Origin of the sequence: Legionella oakridgensis ATCC 33761 = DSM 21215 (genome assembly GCF_000512355.1) — a bacterium.
Lineage (GTDB): Bacteria > Pseudomonadota > Gammaproteobacteria > Legionellales > Legionellaceae > Legionella_A > Legionella_A oakridgensis.
The window spans coordinates 161945-181712 of the sequence record NZ_CP004006.1 but is presented as its reverse complement, the minus strand read 5'-3'; the positions used below and the strand labels follow the sequence as shown (position 1 = coordinate 181712).

Here is a 19768-nt window from a genome sequence, read left to right as displayed (position 1 = left end):
TTTAGGTTCCCGAAACAAAATGAGGCCAAATGATGGCTGCTGTTTCGGCATATTCATCAGCCAGTGATTCAAACACTTTTTGCTCGGTTAAATCAGCCTGCGTTATCATTTGGAAGCCCGCATAATGACCTTCCTTGGCAAAGGCAATCATGCCTTGGTATAGCGCATTACATTGAATGTCTGGACTTTGCTTGCCTTCCATACATTCCAGATAGGCAAAGCCATAAGCATCTTTGTGAATGGCAAAGTGCAATCGCTTTTCAGCATTGGCCGAGGCGTTAATCAAAAACGTAACACTGGCCTTGGCAGGTTGTGTTTTTAACGGGTTTTCGTGATGACACGCGCTAATTGTTACAGCCATTAAACCAACCATTAGACCTTTGATGAGTGTGTTCATTTTGTGAGTTCCATAATGGGTTCATCGTTAATGGGATACTGAGGGCAATACTGCCCAAAGTGATGGCATGGAGAATCCAAATCGGGGGGCTTTGAACAGCCGCTCAGTAATGCAATCATCAATACACTCAAAAGCCATTTCATGTGCTTACTCCTTGTCACTTGGGTAATCGATTAAACTTTGCCATTTCAGCCCTGTCTTGGAGCGCAGATAAATTTTCCTGTGCTGCTTGCTGGCTGATTAACGCCTGAAGTCTTAAGCTCATTAATTGAATAAACCCGATTTCGGTAATGAGGCGGGAATTTAAATCAATAGCTCCCTTGGTGTTGGGTGTTTTTTCAATTTGTTGCGAGAGCTTATGAAGCGCCTCCATATGCTTGTTGATTTCGTTATAGCTTTCGGTGGTTTGCACCATCACCGCACGATTGACGGCCTTATCTTCTTTAAAGCGAGCAGCATTGGCAGGAGTAGTGAAACGCGAATAACTGCTTTCATCCAGTGCGGGATGGTTCTTTTCGTAAGCCTCCATGAGTGCTTGATATCGTTGTTGATTGCCACCAGAGAGGTTTTGCAATGCATCCTGCCAAGTGCTTACAGGGGATTGCCAGCTTTGTAAGGAATCGAGGCTATTATTAAAATCTCCAAATCCATAATGGCCAGAATTCATGGATTTAAGCTGGTTAAGGTTGTCCAATTGATTTCTGGCGGTTTGGTAGGTATCGGATAACACTCGATATTGCTCTTGTAGCTCACCAAGTTGTTTCATTGCCAATAAAATTAACTGTGCGTCCTCAACACCCAGAATATCCGCATGGCTGGCACTGCTGATGCCCATCGCTGCAATTAAGAAACAGGCGGTTCTTTTCATTTTTTGCTCCTTTCATAAAAGACAGGAAGCCAAAGTTCTGGGTCATGACCGACCTCTTGCATGATGTCATCCAGCAACTTAGCGGATTGGGTATTGGCAGAAAGTACCCGGATGTATTGGCTTAAACCGCTTAAATCCAGTTTGCATAAAAAGGCTTCGTGGTCTTGTTTATAAAGAAAAATGCGTGATTCAGGCGTGTTCTCTTTAATCGCTTCAAATTGAGCTTCAGTCAGCTTTAAATGCTCCATGTAGGTTTCTTTATCTGCTAGCGGATTAGGAAAGGCAATCAAGGTGGCCAGGTTATCCAGAACAATGTGTTTAATGGGGGAATCCGTAATCGTTTTTGGGGATTGGGTGTCAAAAATAAAATGCCCGTTTTTCTTTCGAATCGTAGGCAGCCATTCCCGCAGTGCTTTTTCCCAAAAAGGTGAGGCAAAAAGCTGCCATGCTTCGGCGATAATAAAAGAAGTTAACCGACCATCGAGGCATTGGCGCATACGATGCAGCAAATACAAATAGACAGGCGTTGCAATAACGCTGTGTACTTGGTCCATCAGGTAGGTCACATCAAAGCCCACCTTATCAAAATCAAGATTTAAGGCATCGTGCTGGTTGTCAAACAGCCAATGAAATTCGCCATCAATTCTGGAATCATTACGTTTTAACCATCTTTTTAAATGTGGCCAACGTGGAAAATCAACAGGTAGAAATTGGCTCAAGTGACTAAGTGTTCTGAACTCTGGTGCAAGTTGTTCAAAGCTGTAATCAATACAGTCATTGATGATTTCTGCAATAGGACTTGGGATAACACGTTCGCTTTCTTCTTGTACCAAGGTTGCAAACCATGATTTCAGAAAGGAGCGATTTTCTGAGGTGTCTGGGAGTTGCAAAGGATTCATGGCGATTGGGTTTGATGGCTCTATTTTGATATAGGAGCTGTTACCGGAAGCTAAAATGTAAATTTTGGAGGATTCATCCCGGTCAATAAAAAAACTTCTTCCACCAAAACGCCCCATTTGCGCATCAAGAAAATTCACCAGTGTGGTTTTCCCTGCGTTATTTCCTCCGAAAATGGCAGCATGTCCTTTGGAGGGATTGGTTTTAGAGCCTCGTGCATGGTAGTTAAAATAAACTGGCGTTTTCGAAGGAGTTTCCAGAAGCGTCACCGCGCCACCTAAAAAGTTCTCATTGGAAAAGCCCGTTTGGGTGTTATGTAATGGGCAAAAGTCCACGAAATTTTGAGAGGTAATCAGGGAGGCTCGTGTTATAAAATGCTGGTTGCAAGGTAATTGGCTCCAGAAAGCAGGCTCAAGTCCCAGCGTTTCTTTCACCACAACAATTCCAGCAGAGCCATAGCGTTTGGTGGCTTCCAATATGGCTGCATCCAATAGTGATTTGTTCGGAGCCAATAACATCACCGTATGATGATGTGCACCCAGTAACAGGGTTTCACTGGCAATGCCATCTTCCAAATCACTTAATGCAGTGGTTTGGCTTAATGCCTTGTCTTCGGCACTTAAGAGCTTGGATCGTTTTTTTGAAATCGTATCCAAGGCACTATCACGGCCAATGGGGGCAAAAGTGTGGGTGGCAATAAATTCACAATCCAGCGATAACATGGAATCCAAGAGGATGCTGACAGTGTTGGTGGGATATTTTTTGAGTGACAGCATCGCACCAAACACGCAATCCTTTTGAGTATTGCCTTGAAACTGGATGCATTCCCCAAATAAAAGCTGACAACTACTTAAATATTGGCCGAGATGTCCTTCAGGGTATTTGATTTCTTGTTTGAAGGTCTTGGGGATCGTGTTCGCTATTGGAGGACTGTACACAGGATGTTTGAATAATGCTGTTTGGCCTGCATTTACCACCAACCCAAGAAACTGAAGCAGCTCGCTAAAACCCAATACCTCATCCTGCTTGCCAAGTATCGTTGCCCCGAAAGGATTGAGGTTCGCTTGCAATTGCTCAACAACACGATTTAAGATTTGGATGTTTTGTTCCCTGTGGTGTTCAGACAACTCACTATTGCCCTTCATCGAGAGGCTTTTTGCCCACTGCAACCAAGTTCCGGTCTTACTGGAGTCATCTCCTTTAAGTACAACGGTGATGTACAGGGTATTTTTATACAGGTTTTTATCTTTAAATCGTTGTTGATAACGCTCATCCAGATCCTTGGCAAACCCTTGCTTAAATTCCCCAATCAAAGGGCATGATATTTTTTGTCGGTGCGTGGTCACATAAATAATGAAACGTGAATCCAAACTCACTAATGCCTGATGGAGCAAGAAGCGTTGGTGATTTAGAGTCTCAGCTTCTTCGATTTCAAAAGTCGCACCATTCACCTTAATCACCGACCCAACCAAGCCTGATTGCGATTCAAAAATGCTGGGGCTATTAAGATGCGTTACGGGAAACAAATCTGACACTTTTGCTTCCTGATAAACGTGCTTCAATGTCTTAGAAAGGTTCATAAGCGCGAACCCTCCATAATGACGTATTGGGAGCTTCTGGCAATAAGAAACGCTTTGCACAGATGGTAAAAAAATGGGTGTCGTGTCGACACACCAGCCATCCAAAAACATGCAGTGGAATAAAAATTAGCCCGTACAGTGGGGAGAATCCAATAAAGGCGCACATCGAGACAATGAGGTTTAACATGTGGTATTCAAAGGTCACCCCAGCCGTCATTGCCGGACGGGTCAGCGCATTGAAGATAGGACTTATTTCCAAATCGCTCACAAGAATCTCCTATCCAATGAGTGTTGAATACAGGGAAGAGCCGCCAAAAATGATCCCCATTCCTACCAGAATCATCACAAAATATTCTTTGGGAAATTTTTGACGCGCCAAACACAGGTAACCTGCAATGATGATGCAAAAAACGCCTACGGTTCTGGCAAGCCCACCCTGAAGGTAATTGATGGTTCTGTTGATGATGCTTTCTATTGATTGGGCATGTGACAGCGTTGGCAGCAAAGTGCAAACTGCTATTAAATAGAGGTTGCCAAGGGATTGGCTCCATCGTTTTAATTTGCTCATGGCGCCACCTTTTGCATGGAAGATTCAGCCTGCTCCTGTTGGAGTTTTTTCAAATAAATCTCTTCGCGGTCAATATCAATATGCTGGGGGGCTTTAATGCCAATGCTGATGATGTCATCATCGACCTTGAGCACCTTCATTTGAATTAAGCCCTTACCTATTAAAATCTGTTGCCCTGCTTTTCGAGTTAAAACCAACATGGTGTTCTCCGGTTATTTTGCTAAAAGTTCCTTGCACTTCTGCAAACAGGAACTCACAACGGCTTTGTTTGCAGGTTGATACACATCCTTGACCACATAAAACGACTCTTGTTTTCTTATTTGTCTGCAGCAATACAACATTTGCGGCAGCGTAGGCGGTAACTCATAAAACTCACGACAATTTAAAATCGCCTTGGTCAGTACCGCATCGGTAAAATCCGCTAATGCTTCTTGCCATTCTTTTTTGGCAAATTTCAAAAACACTTCATCCTTAAACTGACTTCTCCAAACATGGCCGTAAAAGGCAGCAAACTTGGAAAACAGCAAATCAATACGTCTCTCAGCTTTGAAGGTATCTTTGGAGCTGGATGACATTGTTGTGCTCTCGATCTTCGGCGTCCCTTGGTGGGCAGAACAGGTCTTCTGTGGTGTGACGTTTACGAGTATTTTTTGTATGCTCTGCATGGTGCTTCTCCTGTAATGCATCCGTAGGTAACTCATCCTCCCAGCAACGTTGGGCAAGCCAGTTTGCGGGGTATTTCCAAGGTGGCGCCCAAGTGCCTTGTAGTTTCATGGTGTCACGATGATTAATTTGGGCTGTCAGTGCGTTGATGATGGTATTGCACAGTTCAGCATTAGGCTTAAGCTCTTCAAATACAGCTTGTGCATTGTTCTTTGATTTTTTCTCAGGATAAAGCGACCAGAATTTTTCGAATTGCGATAATAAATAAATATAATAATTATCTTTATGAGGTATGGCGGCTTTTGGGGGTTCCTCTGTGTCGGCTTTTAGTATCTCAACCTCAGATAACCCAGTATTTTCAGGGGATTCCCCACGCGGCTTTGTGGTGGCTTTCTGTGGCGGGTTTATGGCGGCTTTATTTTGGACAGAATAATGCGGTGAAGCCAAAAGGCATTTTAAAATCAGATGCATCCCTTCGGATTGCACTTCGATTAAGCCAGCACGAACTAATCCTGAAACAGAACGCCGAACCTGATCGCGCGAAAAGCTCTGGCTTTTTATGCCTTGATGCGGCTCAACATAAAGCTGCTCAGAAATAGACTGATGACTGATGCGCCTTTTGATACCGACTATTCCAGTTTTAACGTCCATATAAGGTCGTATCCCTCTTAAATAAATCAGTTGCTGGATATGGGGCAGCCCACACATAGCCTCTAACTCATCACCATTAATCACAAAATCCATCATGGGTAATATCCCTACTCATCCTCGTTTTTATTTCCACAATGTGATATCTTTATAAAAATAAAAGACAATTACTCACGATTCGTGAATTTAAAAACTAATTTATATCACTAAATGTGATATTGCAATACTTGATTCTCATTTTTTAGGGGTAAATTTGACTGAGCTGAATATCAAAAAGGAAATTGGCAAACGTATTTTTGAAGCACGGAAGGCTAAAGGCTTGACGTTAAAAGCTCTTGGCGAGCTTGCTGGGGGATTAAAACAAACGCGCCTGACGAATTGGGAACAGGGTGTGCGTACTCCGGGGCCGGAAGAGATTAAATCGCTGGCACGGGCGTTGGATGTTTCGCCTGCTTATTTGATGTGTTTGTCGGACGAGCTGCAGTTCAAAGAAGCGAAAAATCCTAGTCGGTTAATTCCGCTTTTGGATTATCGGCAGGCTTGCGAGGCAAGGTTACATGTCAATGCAATTCGTGAACACGGAATATGTATCGATGCGGGATTAATTTCTGTAAGTACTGCATTATTACCAGAATTAAGCGATGAAGCATTTGCGCTTAAAATGACAAATGAAAGCATGATGCCTGAAATTCGAGTGAATGATGTGCTGGTGATCGACCCAGCATTTTCACCCAAACCAGGAGATTATGTTGTAGTTAAATTAGCGAATAAGCTGGAAACGATCGTTTGCCAGTACAAAAAATTGTCTTATACCTCTCATGAATTTGAACTAGTGACTCTCAATGATAATTGGCCAAATGTTAAAGAAACAGAAAGTGTTGAAATAGAAATTATAGGCAGGGTGAGCCAAAATATACGTTTGTACTGACTTGCTCGTTAATTACGTTATTAACGAGCCAGCCAAAGTGAGCAACTGGTTTTAATGAAATTTGAAAAGATATTTTGGATTTTTTAACACGCTAACTTAATAATAAATATAGCAATTCCTCTCATAACAAAAAATCGTACTCAAAAAACGATTGAAATTCTTTCAATCGTAATCCATACTTTAATTGAAAATCGTTTTATGAGTACGAAAAAGAGAGGTAACATGATTAGAACATTAGAGCAAGTAAGCAAAATTATTTCTGGGGTAACTAATAATTCATACACTGATTTAGGAACCCACGACTGTCAGCAAGTTTATCTTCTGAAGGGTAATGACCTAAATCAGAATGGTTTTATTTCAGTAGAATCAATGGAGCAGGTATATTTGTCTAGTCCACAAAAGTCCAGTCGCTTTATGCTTGAATGCGGAGATGTTGTTGTTTTGGCTCGTGGGTCAGCAATTAGAGCTGGGTTCGTAACAAAAGAAATATCTTCATTAGGAGTAATAGCAAGTGCAAATTTTATAATTTTACGTTCTAACAAATCAGAAGTTAAAGGAGAGGTTATTACAGCCTATCTTACTTCAGAAGTTGGTAGAGAGCATCTATTGGCATTGAGTAAAGGTGCAGTAATTCAACATATACCCGCATCAAACTTAAAAAGCATGGAAATCCCAGTCCCGAACATGGATATTCAAGATAAAATTTGTGAAATTTTTTATGCCGCTCATACCGCATATCGAGCGGCTATGGAGCTAGCTGAGCAGCAAAAAAGAACAGCAAATGCATTAATATTGAATTTGATGCAGGAGGCAGCATGAACATTAATAAGCGTTCTCAGATGTCTAATAACTATGATGATCTTGGATTACTTTTGGATTGTACACGCAATTGTGGTTTGCAAATTGAGGAAGCGTTAATTGGGTTAGTTACTCTATCGGTGATAGCTAAAGAAAACCCAAATAATTTCCATGAATTATGTATTGGGCCTAAAAATCAAAAAGAATTATTCTTTGATATTATCAAAAAAATAAATTCCTGGAGAAATATGAACTCTCTCGTTGTCTAATATCAGCAATGCAATTTACTTCTGCGGATGCCTTAGAAAAGTTAGTTTCTTATATTAACAATGTAACTGACTTTAATAAATTTGCTGACGAATTAACCAACGCATTTCAAAAATCAGCGTCAAAAGAATTTGAACTTTCAATTACTGATCAAGTTATAGTTGAAATAATTAAAGGGATTATTGGAGATACTAGTCAATTAACAATATATGACGGCGCAGCTGGTATTTGTTCTTTAACTAGTCAGATGACTTCTAAAAAACTGTTATTAGAAGATATAAATTCTAAATTTGTGGCTATCGGGAGATGCATTCTATTCCTGAAAGATATGGACGCTGAATATACCTTGGCAAATAGCCTAACCTCAAATAAAAAATCGGTTAGTGCCGATCTGGTAGTTACTCAAGCACCTTGGGGCGTTCGATTTACTCCAAATGATATCGAGAAAATAAAAGAGTCAAAATATATTCAACTGAAAAATAAAATAGAGATTCCTACCTCGGCTAATGATTCCTTGTGGATACAGCATTCGATATATCACCTTAATAAAAATGGTAGAGCTATTTTGCTTATGCCACAAGGCTGGTTATTTAGAGGCGGGTACGATGCAGAATTAAGAAATTATTTAATTGGATCAGATTTAATTGAGGCAATAATAGGATTGCCCAGTGGTCTGCTAAAAAACACAATGATTCCTACCGTTCTATTAATAATAAATAGGAATAAATTCATTAAAAATATAATACATTATATAGATGCAAGTAAGTTTGGACGCAAACAAAAGCGTCACTTAGAACTGAGTAAAGATGAAATTAATCTCATAGCTAAGTTGGCCTCTGGTCTCCTCTCTGAGAGCCCATATTATCGGGCTGTATCTTTATGTGAGATAAGTGAAAATAGTAACGACTTAAATATTAGTCGTTATTTTAGTGCCGAGGTTAAGTTCAAAAAACATGATCTTGATCATGAAATAGAACTACTGAAAATAGCTCGGCTAAAATTTGATTCTGCAAATGAACATTTAATCGGATTATTGACACAAAAAATCTAAGCATGGATTGGGTTATAATTCATAAATGGTTAGAAGAACGCGATACAAGCTCCAAAAGTTAAATATTAACGAATGGGTATTATAATTTGTACTATGGAAAAAATAACTTATGACTGAAAATCAATTTTTAAAAAGTCTTGAAGCTAAGCTCTGGACTGCCGCCAATAAATTACTCCCCTCCTTAGATGCCGCTGTTTACAAACACGTGGTGTTAGGAATTATCTTTCTTAAATATGTCTCAGACAGCTTTGAAACTCGGCGAGAAGAATTGCGCGTAGCGTTTGCTAATCCAGAGCATGATTATTATTTGGGCGGTGATATTGAAGAAGATATAATCAAAGAAGAATTGGAAAACAGAGACTACTACACAGAGAAAAACGTGTTTTGGGTTCCTCGCGCTGCTCGCTGGCATTATTTGCAAGACAATATCCGTTTATCACTGGGTGCACCATTACCCTTGGGCGGGGAATTCAAAGGTGCTGGGATTCTCATTGATGATGCCATGGCATTAATTGAAGCAGAAAATCCAAAACTGAAGAAAATCCTTAAAAAAGACTTTTCTCAATTACAGATTGAACAGGCTAAACTGGCTGACTTACTGGATCTGATCGCCACCATCCCCTTTCATTACGATGGGATGAAGTCTAAAGACATACTCGGGCATGTATATGAGTATTTCCTCGGCCAGTTTGCCGCTGCTGAGGGAAAAAAAGGCGGCCAGTTTTATACGCCAAAATCAATTGTTAATCTCATGGTTGAAATGGTCGAACCTTTCAAAGGCCGAGTTTATGATCCAGCCATGGGATCGGGGGGCTTTTTTATTTCCTCTGAAAAATTCATTGAAGAACACAGTGGAAAAATAGGTGATATCTCTGTTTATGGGCAGGAATCTAACCCTACCACATGGCGACTGGCTGCTATGAATATGGCTATTCGCGGCATTGATTTTAACTTCGGAAAAGAACCCGCTGATACCTTTACCAAAGATCAGCATCCAGATTTAAGGGCTGATTTTGTTTTGGCTAATCCCCCATTTAACATGAAGGAATGGTGGGATGGTTCACTGGATGGAGACAGTCGTTGGAAATATGGTAAGCCTTGTGAGGGCAATGCGAACTTTGCGTGGATGCAACATATGTTGCACCACACCAGCCCTAATGGTGTAGTAGGCTTAGTACTCTCTAACGGTTCGTTGAGCACCAATACTACTGGTGAAAAAGAAGTACGCGAAGCAATCATCAAAGCAGATTTGGTCGAAGCGATTGTGGCTTTGCCATCTCAATTATTCAGTAATACTCAAATTCCAGCTTGCATTTGGATATTAAACAAAAACAAAGCTCAAAAAGGCAAATCCTTATTTATTGATGCAAGACAAGTTGGATATATGCTTGACCGCAAGCAAAGAGCTTTCTCAGATAATGACATCCATGAATTGGCTAATGTATTTCATAAATGGCGTAAAAATAATGGTTATGAAAATGTTGCTGGAAAGTACTATGAAGCTTCTATAGAAGAAATTGCCAATCAAGACTACATCTTAAACCCCGGTCGATATGTTGGATCTGTGGATATTGAGGATGATGGAGTGAGTTTTGCTGAGAAAATGAGGAAATTATCTAACTTACTTGGTGAACAGTTTGCTGAGTCTGCCAAGCTTGAGAAACAAATTAGGAAGAATTTAGCGGAGCTAGGTTATGAGCTCTAAATGGAATGAATTTAAGCTTGAAAATTTGGCGTGCAGTTTTGCTATGGGGCCATTTGGCTCAAACATAAAGGCAAGTAATTTTGTTAATCAAGGAGTACCAGTCATTCGAGGTAGTAACTTAAATTTTGATAAATTTGTTGATGGCGAATTTGTATATTTGACTGATGAAAAGGCAGATCAATTAAAATCAAGTGTTTGTTACCCTGGGGACTTAGTATTCACTCATAGAGGAACCATTGGTCAAGTTGGTTTAATTCCCAAGGGCAAATATAAACGATACGTTATTTCTCAATCAGGGATGAGATTATCTGTTGATAAGGAAAAAGTTGACGAGCATTTTTTGTTTTATTTTTTTAAATCACCAAAAGGTCAGTTTGAATTACTAAAAAACAAATCACAAGTTGGAGTTCCTGCAATTAGTAGCCCTTTAACCAGTTTAAAAGCCATAAAATTAAAAATACCCGATTTGAAGGTTCAAAGAAAAATAGTCCAAACACTTTCTTCTTTAGACGACAAAATTGAGCTCAACAAAAAAATCAATCAAACCTTGGAATCCATAGCGCAAACAATTTTTAAATCATGGTTTGTGGATTTTGATCCAGTTCATGCCAAGGCCAATGCTCAGAGTGAGGATGAGCACGATACGATTGCAAAAGAGCTTGGTATTTCCAGAGAAATTTTAGATTTATTTCCCAGTGAATTTGAAGAAAGTGAGCTGGGCTTGATTCCGAAGGGGTGGCGGCCAACTAAAATTGAAAATTATATTGAAATTTTAGATTCAAAAAGAGTTCCACTTTCAAAAAACGAAAGGGAAAAAAGAAAAGGAAATGTACCTTATTATGGTGCCACTAGCATAATGGATTATATAGATGATTTCCTATTTGATGAGCCATTAACTTTAATTGGTGAGGATGGTTCTGTTGTAAAAGAGGATGGAACTCCATTTACCCAATACATCTGGGGCAAATCATGGGTAAATAATCACGCGCATGTTTTAAAGGCAAAAAAAAATCTTTCTACAGAAGGTATCTATATTTTATTCAAAGATACAAATGTAAGCAGTTATGTAACTGGTGCAGTTCAGCCTAAAATAAATCAGAATAATTTAAAAAGAATACCCATTCTTGAACCCAGCAATCATTTATATGGTGAGTTTTCAAAGTTTATTGATCCATTATTCTCGATGGTTAGGATACGAACTGATGAAACTTTGCAGTTATGCAAATTAAGAGATTATCTCTTACCGAAGCTTTTATCTGGTGAAATCGATGTATCAAATCTAAATCTGGAGCCAGAAAATGATTAACGAAGATCAAGTTGAACAACTGGCTATCCAATGGTTTCAAGAATTGGGCTATGACTATTTATATGGTCCCGATATCGCCCATGATGGCATAAGTCCATTAAGAGCAGACTATCAATCTGTCCTGATTGAAAGCCGACTGAACATAGCTCTGACTCGGTTGAATCCAGATGCGCCTGCCTCAGCTATTGAAGAAGCTAAGGCGAAACTTAAGAATCCACAAAAAGTCAGTCTCATTCAAAATAACTTGTCCTTTCACCACATGCTGACCCAAGGTATCGGAATGGAAGTGAAAACGGAAGATGGTTGGCAAGGTGAACGGATTAAACTAATTGATTTTCATCACCCAGAAAATAATGATTTTCTGATTGTGAACCAGTTTACGCTGAAGGGTAGTAAGATGAACCGCAGGCCAGACATTGTGGTGTTCATTAATGGTATCCCTATCTTTGTTATTGAGCTAAAAAACCCTGCGGATGAATCAGCTGATATTTTTAAGGCTTATAACGATTTGCAAACCTACAAACAGGAAATTGAAGATTTATTCATTTTCAATGAGGCTTGCATCATCAGTGATGGAGTTAATGCCCGAATCGGTTCGCTAACTGCGTCAGAAGAACGTTACATGTATTGGCGAACCATTAAGGATGAAGCGGATAGACCTTTATTATCTTATGAGTTGGAAATTTTAATTCGTGGTTTTTTTGATAAGACTTTGCTATTGGATTATTTACAATATTTCATTTTATTTGAAGATAATGGTAAGTCGATTATTAAAAAAATTGCTGGATACCATCAGTTTCATGCAGTTAGAGAAGCTGTGAATTCGGTAATTGAAGCCGCTAAGAACAAACACCGTAAAGGTGGTGTGGTCTGGCATACTCAAGGTTCTGGTAAATCAATTTCCATGGTGTGTTTCGCCAGCAAATTGACCAAGCAACCCGAAATGAAAAACCCAACTTTGCTGGTAGTAACCGATCGCAATGATCTGGATGGTCAGCTGTACGGCACCTTTTGCAAATCAACACAACTGCTTGGCCAACAGCCAGTGCAAATAAAAAGTATTGATACTTTGCGCGAGTATCTGGGCAATAAGCCTGCTGGTGGCATAGTATTCACTACTATTCAAAAATTCTCTTTGAAAAAGGATGAAGAGCATTTTCCTTTGCTGTCAGATCGAGAAAACATTGTGGTTATTGCTGATGAAGCACATCGCAGTCAATATGGTTTTGATGCCATGCTTGATGATGATGGCAGTTTTAAATATGGCTATGCTCAACATTTACGAGATGCTGTTCCCAATGCAACCTTTCTTGGCTTTACTGGAACACCCATAGAAGGCACAGATCGCGATACACGGGCTGTGTTTGGTGATTACATTTCTATTTATGATATTGAAGACGCGGTTAAGGATGGCGCAACGGTTCCAATTTACTATGAAAGCCGTTTGGCCAAACTTGATTTAGATTCTGAAATCCTCAAAGAAATTGATGAGGATGTGAGTTGTTTGGTTGAAGATGAAGAATTGGCGAATCGAGAACAATTCAAAAGCAAATGGACGGCATTGGAAAAATTGGTTGGGGCTGAACAGCGCATAAAGCAAGTAGCGCATGATCTGGTTTGTCATTTTGAAGAACGAACCGCCGCCATTCGCGGTAAGGGTATGATTGTGGCGATGAGTCGACATATTGCTGTTCGTATGTATGATGCCATCATTGCTGAACGCCCAGACTGGCACAGCGAAGCCCCCCTCAAAGGTAAAATAAAAATTATCATGACAGGTACAAAAAGTGACGATACCATCATGCAACCACATTTGTATTCTAAAAAAATTAAAGAAGACATTGAAAAAAGATTTAAAGATCCAGACGATGAGCTGCAACTAGTGATCGTTCGTGATATGTGGCTCACAGGTTTCGATGCCCCCTGCGCCCATACAATGTACATCGACAAACCCATGAAAGCACACAATCTCATGCAAGCTATTACTCGGATCAATCGGGTGTTCAAGGATAAAAAGGGCGGTGTAGTAGTTGATTATATTGGAATTGCCAGTGAGTTGAAGTCCGCACTCAAAGATTATGCTAACTCAGGAGGCAAAGGACGAACTACTATAGACGTAGCTGAGGCATTGGCTGAATTTTTAAAACGTCTGGATATTGTACGCAATATGTATCATGGTTTTGATTATTCTGCATATCAAACGAATGCCCATCAACTTCTGGTTCCTGCAGCCAACCATATTCTTGGCTTGGACGATGGCAAAAAGCGTTATTTAGATGAAGTTCTCGCCTTATCAAAAGCATTTAGCCTATGCGCTACAACAGACGAGGCTAGAGCATGTCGCGAAGAGGTTGCATTTTTTCAAGCAATCAAGTCGGTTATCCAAAAAGCGTCCCGCTCAAATCGAAAAAGTATTGATAAACAGGTCGCTATCAAACAGATCATTGATAATGCGATTATCTCTGAAGGCGTGGAAGATATTTTCGAATTAGCCGGATTGGATAAACCTAATATTGGTATTCTGTCAGAGGAGTTTCTGGAAGATGTTGCACACATGCCCTATAAAAACCTGGCAGTTGAGTTATTAGAAAAACTCATCAATGACAATATCAAAGCCAAGACCCGATGCAACGTGATTCTGGAAAAGAAATTCAGTGAACGGCTACAAGCATCAATGAACAAGTATCACAACCGTGCAATCCAAACTGCACAGGTTATCGAAGAGTTGATTCAAATGGCTAAGGACATGGCTAAAGCAACACAGCATGGCCAAGATCTTGGTTTAAACGATGATGAACTCGCCTTTTATGATGCGCTGGCTGAAAATGAGAGCGCATTACGAGAGCTAGGTGATGTAACTTTAAAGAAAATAGCGCAGGAATTGACACAAAAAATCCGTAACAGTGTAAGTGTTGATTGGCAAAAGCGGGAGAGTGTACGCGCAAAAATGCGTAATCACATCCGAATCATTCTCAGAAGATATAAGTATCCCCCAGATAAACAGCATGCAGCTATTGATATGGTCATGCAGCAGGCTGAGGTTTTAAGTGATATATGGAGCAGCTAGCCTATAGCTTCGTAAATTTTTAGAAATTTAAACAAAAGTAAATTATGCGGATAAAACGATTAGAAGTTGAGAATGTTAGAAGTTTCCTAGATAAAGCTGAATTAATTTTAGATGGTAAAATTTCTATTATTATTGGGCCAAATGGTGGTGGTAAGACGAACTTACTAGATATATTAGTAATTATGTTAAGACGCTACCTATATAAGTCGATGTATGCAGTCCGACAACCTACCCCAGATAAACCATGCCTCCAAGTCTTTAGGGAAAATGAAACTCTAAGCAACATGACATTGGAACGACATACTTTGGGAGCAGAGCGCGATCAATATATTGAAATAGAAATAGAAGTGACAGAAGAAGATATACAGAATATGACAGCAATGCAAAAAGATTCAGTTCACTTAATGAATCAGGCAAGTTCTAATTATTCTAATTTGAACCTGACGTTAGCTAATAATTGGGATCTAAATCAAATTTTTGTGGGGCAAAGATTTTCATATTGTCTTAAAAATAATAATTTAATTTCACCCGAAGGTAGTGCTAAATATTTTCTGCAGTATCTACAATTATTTGAAATAGAAGCGAAAATTCGTGAAGAATATGGAGAAAAGTCTTTAACTACCCCGCTAGTATATTTGCCTGTAAATCGCACAACTTCTAATTTAAAAACAGATATACAGCTATCTGGATATGAAGAATTTAGTTTAAAGCGCGATATTGATTCATCTACTTCACGATCAACAACTCCTCTTGTCAGTCTTGCTGTAGGACGCTTAGCACAAAAATATCGTCTTTTGTTAGAGAAAGATAGTGGACTTGCTCAAAATGAGTTTAAAAATGATGCAAATATAAAACAGCTTACCCTCTTACTTGAAGAGCTGGGATACAGTTGGGATCTAAAATGTATAGACCCCATGAAAAATCACTATGATATTAGATTAGTGAAAGACGGATTAAGATTCTTTGTTGGTTCCGCTTCATCCGGTGAAAGAGAGTTACTAACCTATCTTTTTGCTATCTACGCATTAAATGTGAGAGATGCTTTAATCATAATTGATGAAGCAGAATTACACCTTCATCCCAAATGGCAAAAAACCCTTGTAAATTTATTTATTCGATTGTCAGAAGCAACTGGAAATCAATTTGTGATTTCAACGCATTCACCAACATTCATAAGTTCTGATTCTATTCAATTTGTATCAAGAGTTTTTAGTAAAGAGCAAAAAAGCCATATAGTTAGATTAAATTATAATAGATTGCCAGAAGCCAAACATCTTTTAAAAATTATAAATAGTCAAAATAATGAACGTATATTTTTTGCTGATGAAGTAGTTCTAGTCGAAGGCATATCAGATCGTATATTTTTTGAAGCATTATTGGACTACTATGGTCGATCTAATTCGCGAATAATAGAAATAATTAATGTTGATGGGAAGAAACTATTTAACCAATACAAGCGAGTACTTGAAGCTTGCCGTATAAAATACTCAATCATAGCGGATTTAGATTATGCTGAAGATATTGGGTCCCCAGAGGTAAAAGCCTTATTTCAAACATGTCCATCTAAGATAAAAAAGAATTTAACTCAAAATAATAATAGCAAAGATGCTCAATCGTTTGTAAAAATAATTGATGAGGCAGTTCAGACCCAAAATTGGGATGCTGCAAAAGAGGTTTGGAACTATATAAAAAATAGGCATAAAACATTGAAATCCACACTATCTACTGAAGAAACTGTTATCTTACATGATTTCATAGAAAAGCAACGGGATGAAAATTGTTACATCCTTGAAAAAGGCTCTCTCGAGGCCTATTTACCTACGGCTAATCAATCCAAAGATATAGAAAAATTAATTACGTTGATATGTGAAGAGAATTTTATTGAACGTTTGCCTAAAGAAGGAATTGCAGAACTAGAAAAAATCATCCGAAGAATACTAGCATCAAACCAAGTCTCAAAACCTGACTAATTTTGAAAATCTCTTATAATGGCCGGTAATATTGGATTATGAGACTCCCAGGTTTTAGAAAGATCCTGTATATAAACCCCAATTTTTTGGGCAGATATTGGGTACTTTTTCAAAAATTTTGGGCATATTTTGGGTGATTTTTGAGCCAACAGAAAACCACAAAAGACAACCCCATCAACCAGAAAAGTGGATTTAACTCGTTGATCTACATGGGTTTATGATGGTCTTTAGTGGTCAGGAATGGTTTTAATGATTGGTGGAGGCGGCGGGAATCGAACCCGCGTCCGCAAATCCTCTGCCATCAGCTCTACATGCTTAGCCTGGTCTATTATTCTGACCGTGGACCCTCCGACTGGCAGGATGATACACGGCGATTCCCTGAATTTCGCCCTTTGATGCGGGACAAATCAAAAGACTAGCTTATCTTCTATGACCGTTGATTCGATACCGACAAGCGAGCTCGGTCAACGGGGCGCTGGTTTTTGGCAGCGCACAGTGATGTTTTTGGTAAAACCATCAATGCTTACGCAGCGATAGCTTCTCCCTCAACACCAGCAAAGTTTTCATCATTTGCATTTATATTTAGTGAGCCTTATTTACGAGAGATCTCATTCTCGGCATGCACTTCAGGTTTCGCAACCCACGTCGAAGCCAGGTCGCCCCCCTTTCAGGTACAATTTAATTATAACATAAAATGCACTGAAACAATCTATTGTTATTGTTCTGCGACCTCAACAGCCACTTGGCGACTATGGGTCTTGTTTCGGCGCATGGCAGGATGGTGGTTGAGAAAATGCTGCAAATCCTCAGGCGTACCCAACCCCCACATTTTATCAACCGTATACGCTTTAAATTTCATGCCGTCGGCGATGGCTTCATTATAGACAGGCGCGACATAAAATTCGTTATTTACCCGGATATTTTTGGCAATCATTTGTTTAGCGTAACGCACATAATCCGTACCGCGTGTCCAGTAATAAATACCGACGGTTGCCTGATTGGAAATGACTTCCTTTTCCCGCAGCGTTGTGACATTCCCATATTCATTCAGGCGAATATAACTCCATTTAGGATGAGTGCTTTCAAACGTTAAAATACCACCATCAATGTGAGGGGCATTCATCGAGTGAAAAAATGCACCGCTTTCCCATTCTACATATTGATCCGAATTGGCGATCAACAATGGCGCATCGTTGTTGATGTACTCTTCGGCTAACAACGTACTGCAGCAAGCCCCCTCGGTGACACCGTCCGTTAATACGATCTTGCAGCCCGGGGCAATAATTCTCAACAGTGATTCCAGGTGATACGTTTCATAATGATCGCGTCGAACAATAAAAATAAAATTGGCGGCGATGTTCAAATTTTCAACTGCCAATTGGATCATTGGTTTTTCACAAATGCTGATGAGCGGTTTAGGAAAGCTAAAACCCGCATTTACAAAACGGCTGCCAGCCCCGGCCATCGGAATGAGGACATTGAGGGTTTCATCAGACCATTTAGCGGACTGGAATGTACGCCTCATATCCTGATAGATTTTAGCCAAAGTAACTTCTGCAGGGCTTTTCACCGCACACAAATTAGCGCCGGAAGAAATGGCTGCAGTACGGCCGACGTAGGAATCCTCCACAATGAGAGTTTCTTTGGGCAATACTTTTTCTTTAGTCATGGCCATCCAGTACATTTCTGGATGTGGTTTGGGAGATAATACATCCTGATTGGAAATGAAATAATCCACGTACTTCATCAGCTCCATTTTTAATAAAATTTGCTTGACGGTTTCACGGATGGAGTTGGAGCACACATAAATTTTTAAGCCATCTTTTTTTAACTGTTGAAATAATGCAATGATTTCTGGATTAGGTTTGAGCAACTCATCGATGACTTGGGACGTTAGCTCTTGTTTTTTTGCCAAATACGTTGGTGCAAGCTGCTGTCCAGGCCACGCTCTTGCGTAAGCAAATTCAATTTACGCTGGGTGCTTAAGCCGTCAAACAACTGCAAATGGTCTTCTTGCGAAATGATAAATCGTTCATCCACTTCAGCCAAGGCGCGATTTAAAGCAACAAAATGATGCTCGCGTGTATCAACCAACACACCATCCAAATCAAAAATAATAAGCTTAATATTCATGCGACTGCTCCATCGAGGCTTACTATTAATTCCTGACAATGTTGCATCACTCGTTGATGCTCCGGAGGCAACGTCATGTAATCGTCGCCGTACAATTGCGTCAAAATAATCTCGGCCTTATTGATAATATTAAATTCTCCCGTTTCAAACTTCGTTCGTCGCAAAGGATAAATATCGTCGTAAGAAACGATATTGCTATTGCTGCAATCATAGCCGTAGCCATAAAAAGGACTATTGCTACCATTGGCCTGTTGAATGATGGCTTGTAATTTATTATCGAGAACTTTTTTAGGAATAAAACGCCCCACAGCCGTATATAGCCAGGGGTTATGTCCCATCACCAAAGACGTGTATTTATGACGCATCAGCCGCAGAATTTTTTTAGCCATGAATTTATAACGCTTGCGCAAGCGCACATCAACTGGCATGGAATCATACACAAACACATCAATAAAAATCCCTTGCTGATAGGGTTCTTTTCCTGTCTCATGCGTTTCAATAAAACGGCTATTGCGATCGCGGATTTTAAGAGGAACACAAAAATTAAAATAACCGGGATCGGTGTGGGGGGTTTGCAGCCACATATGCTCTGGAATTTCTTGTGGTGCCAAACGAAGAAATGCTTCATAGCTGGCACGTGGCATGGATATATCGAGGTCATCATCCCAGGGAATAAAGCCCTGATGGCGAATAGCGCCCAGCAACGTGCCACCTTCCAGCCAATAGTCCAGCCCATGTTTTTGGCAAATAGTATCAACCACTTCAAGCATGTTTAACATTTTAAGTTGCGCTTGTCGTAAACGACCGTCCTGCTGTGCCGTGGCGGCTGAATGTTGTTCGACTGAATGTCCTTGCTTCGTCATAGCATCGTCTTTAAGAAAATAGAAAGCAACCATTATACTAATCCTAAGAAACAGTAGCG

Annotated in this window: 20 protein-coding genes and 1 other RNA gene; 8 read left to right on the top strand and 13 right to left on the bottom strand. The window is 39.8% G+C overall.

Annotation, left to right across the window (positions count from 1 at the left end):
* Position 1 precedes the first annotated feature (1 nt).
* The 9 genes from lvrD to LOA_RS00845 all read right to left on the bottom strand — a co-directional run bounded on the left by lvrD (position 2) and on the right by LOA_RS00845 (position 5720).
* Positions 2–397 (bottom strand): T4SS-associated protein LvrD, encoded by a 396-nt coding sequence (gene lvrD / locus LOA_RS00880; RefSeq protein WP_025384757.1) that lies wholly within the window; start codon positions 395–397, stop codon positions 2–4.
* Positions 394–540, bottom strand: a complete 147-nt coding sequence (gene lvhB7, locus LOA_RS14785) for a T4SS-associated protein LvhB7 (protein ID WP_011212804.1) — start codon at positions 538–540, stop codon at positions 394–396. Before lvhB7 ends, lvrD begins: the two co-directional genes overlap by 4 nt.
* Before the next feature lie 14 nt (positions 541–554).
* Entirely contained in the window at positions 555–1265 is a 711-nt protein-coding gene (locus LOA_RS00875) for a TrbJ/VirB5 family protein (RefSeq protein ID WP_011214432.1), read from the bottom strand.
* The gene (locus tag LOA_RS00870) at positions 1262–3742 is read right to left on the bottom strand and encodes a VirB4 family type IV secretion/conjugal transfer ATPase (protein WP_025384756.1); all 2481 of its coding nucleotides are present in this window, start codon (positions 3740–3742) and stop codon (positions 1262–1264) included. The genes LOA_RS00875 and LOA_RS00870 overlap by 4 nt, the downstream gene beginning before the upstream one ends.
* A complete protein-coding gene (locus LOA_RS00865) occupies positions 3729–4010 on the bottom strand; it encodes a VirB3 family type IV secretion system protein (RefSeq protein WP_025384755.1) in 282 nt (93 codons plus the stop codon). Before LOA_RS00865 ends, LOA_RS00870 begins: the two co-directional genes overlap by 14 nt.
* A 9-nt stretch (positions 4011–4019) precedes the next feature.
* Positions 4020–4310: a TrbC/VirB2 family protein gene (locus LOA_RS00860; protein WP_014843090.1), complete on the bottom strand. Its 291-nt coding sequence runs from the start codon at positions 4308–4310 to the stop codon at positions 4020–4022.
* On the bottom strand, positions 4307–4510 hold the full coding sequence (locus tag LOA_RS00855; protein ID WP_010946989.1) for a carbon storage regulator: 204 nt from the start codon (positions 4508–4510) through the stop codon (positions 4307–4309). The genes LOA_RS00860 and LOA_RS00855 overlap by 4 nt, the downstream gene beginning before the upstream one ends.
* 12 nt (positions 4511–4522) lie before the next feature.
* Positions 4523–4768: a Vir protein gene (locus LOA_RS00850; protein WP_238551277.1), complete on the bottom strand. Its 246-nt coding sequence runs from the start codon at positions 4766–4768 to the stop codon at positions 4523–4525.
* An 82-nt stretch (positions 4769–4850) separates the two neighbouring features.
* Positions 4851–5720: a hypothetical protein gene (locus tag LOA_RS00845; protein WP_025384753.1), complete on the bottom strand. Its 870-nt coding sequence runs from the start codon at positions 5718–5720 to the stop codon at positions 4851–4853.
* 154 nt (positions 5721–5874) lie between these two features.
* Here LOA_RS00845 and LOA_RS00840 point away from each other — a divergent pair, with 154 nt between their 5' ends.
* From LOA_RS00840 to LOA_RS00805, 8 genes are all read left to right on the top strand, one after another.
* Positions 5875–6549 carry an XRE family transcriptional regulator gene (locus LOA_RS00840; protein WP_080441852.1) on the top strand — a complete coding sequence of 225 codons (675 nt, stop codon included), beginning with the start codon at positions 5875–5877 and terminating at the stop codon, positions 6547–6549.
* A 222-nt stretch (positions 6550–6771) separates the two neighbouring features.
* Complete coding sequence (locus LOA_RS00835; RefSeq protein WP_025384751.1) at positions 6772–7368, top strand: restriction endonuclease subunit S; 597 nt, start codon at positions 6772–6774, stop codon at positions 7366–7368.
* On the top strand, positions 7365–7616 hold the full coding sequence (locus LOA_RS00830; protein WP_025384750.1) for a hypothetical protein: 252 nt from the start codon (positions 7365–7367) through the stop codon (positions 7614–7616). The genes LOA_RS00835 and LOA_RS00830 overlap by 4 nt, the downstream gene beginning before the upstream one ends.
* Before the next feature lie 8 nt (positions 7617–7624).
* Positions 7625–8665: an HsdM family class I SAM-dependent methyltransferase gene (locus LOA_RS00825; protein WP_025384749.1), complete on the top strand. Its 1041-nt coding sequence runs from the start codon at positions 7625–7627 to the stop codon at positions 8663–8665.
* A gap of 109 nt (positions 8666–8774) precedes the next feature.
* The gene (locus LOA_RS00820) at positions 8775–10370 is read left to right on the top strand and encodes a type I restriction-modification system subunit M (RefSeq protein WP_025384748.1); all 1596 of its coding nucleotides are present in this window, start codon (positions 8775–8777) and stop codon (positions 10368–10370) included.
* On the top strand, positions 10360–11676 hold the full coding sequence (locus tag LOA_RS00815; RefSeq protein WP_025384747.1) for a restriction endonuclease subunit S: 1317 nt from the start codon (positions 10360–10362) through the stop codon (positions 11674–11676). Before LOA_RS00820 ends, LOA_RS00815 begins: the two co-directional genes overlap by 11 nt.
* Positions 11669–14743 (top strand): type I restriction endonuclease subunit R, encoded by a 3075-nt coding sequence (locus LOA_RS00810; RefSeq protein WP_201030564.1) that lies wholly within the window; start codon positions 11669–11671, stop codon positions 14741–14743. The genes LOA_RS00815 and LOA_RS00810 overlap by 8 nt, the downstream gene beginning before the upstream one ends.
* A 44-nt stretch (positions 14744–14787) precedes the next feature.
* Complete coding sequence (locus LOA_RS00805) at positions 14788–16713, top strand: AAA family ATPase (protein ID WP_025384745.1); 1926 nt, start codon at positions 14788–14790, stop codon at positions 16711–16713.
* 254 nt (positions 16714–16967) lie between these two features.
* Here the strand turns inward: LOA_RS00805 and ssrA are convergent.
* From ssrA to LOA_RS00790, 4 genes are all read right to left on the bottom strand, one after another.
* Positions 16968–17377, bottom strand: a transfer-messenger RNA (tmRNA) gene (gene ssrA / locus LOA_RS14005).
* Positions 17378–17428: 51 nt separating this feature from the next.
* Positions 17429–18628 carry an HAD-IA family hydrolase gene (locus tag LOA_RS14000; protein WP_025384744.1) on the bottom strand — a complete coding sequence of 400 codons (1200 nt, stop codon included), beginning with the start codon at positions 18626–18628 and terminating at the stop codon, positions 17429–17431.
* Positions 18607–18846 (bottom strand): HAD hydrolase-like protein, encoded by a 240-nt coding sequence (locus tag LOA_RS13480; RefSeq protein WP_025384743.1) that lies wholly within the window; start codon positions 18844–18846, stop codon positions 18607–18609. The genes LOA_RS14000 and LOA_RS13480 overlap by 22 nt, the downstream gene beginning before the upstream one ends.
* Entirely contained in the window at positions 18843–19742 is a 900-nt protein-coding gene (locus LOA_RS00790; protein ID WP_237758053.1) for a LicD family protein, read from the bottom strand. The genes LOA_RS13480 and LOA_RS00790 overlap by 4 nt, the downstream gene beginning before the upstream one ends.
* Positions 19743–19768 lie beyond the last annotated feature (26 nt).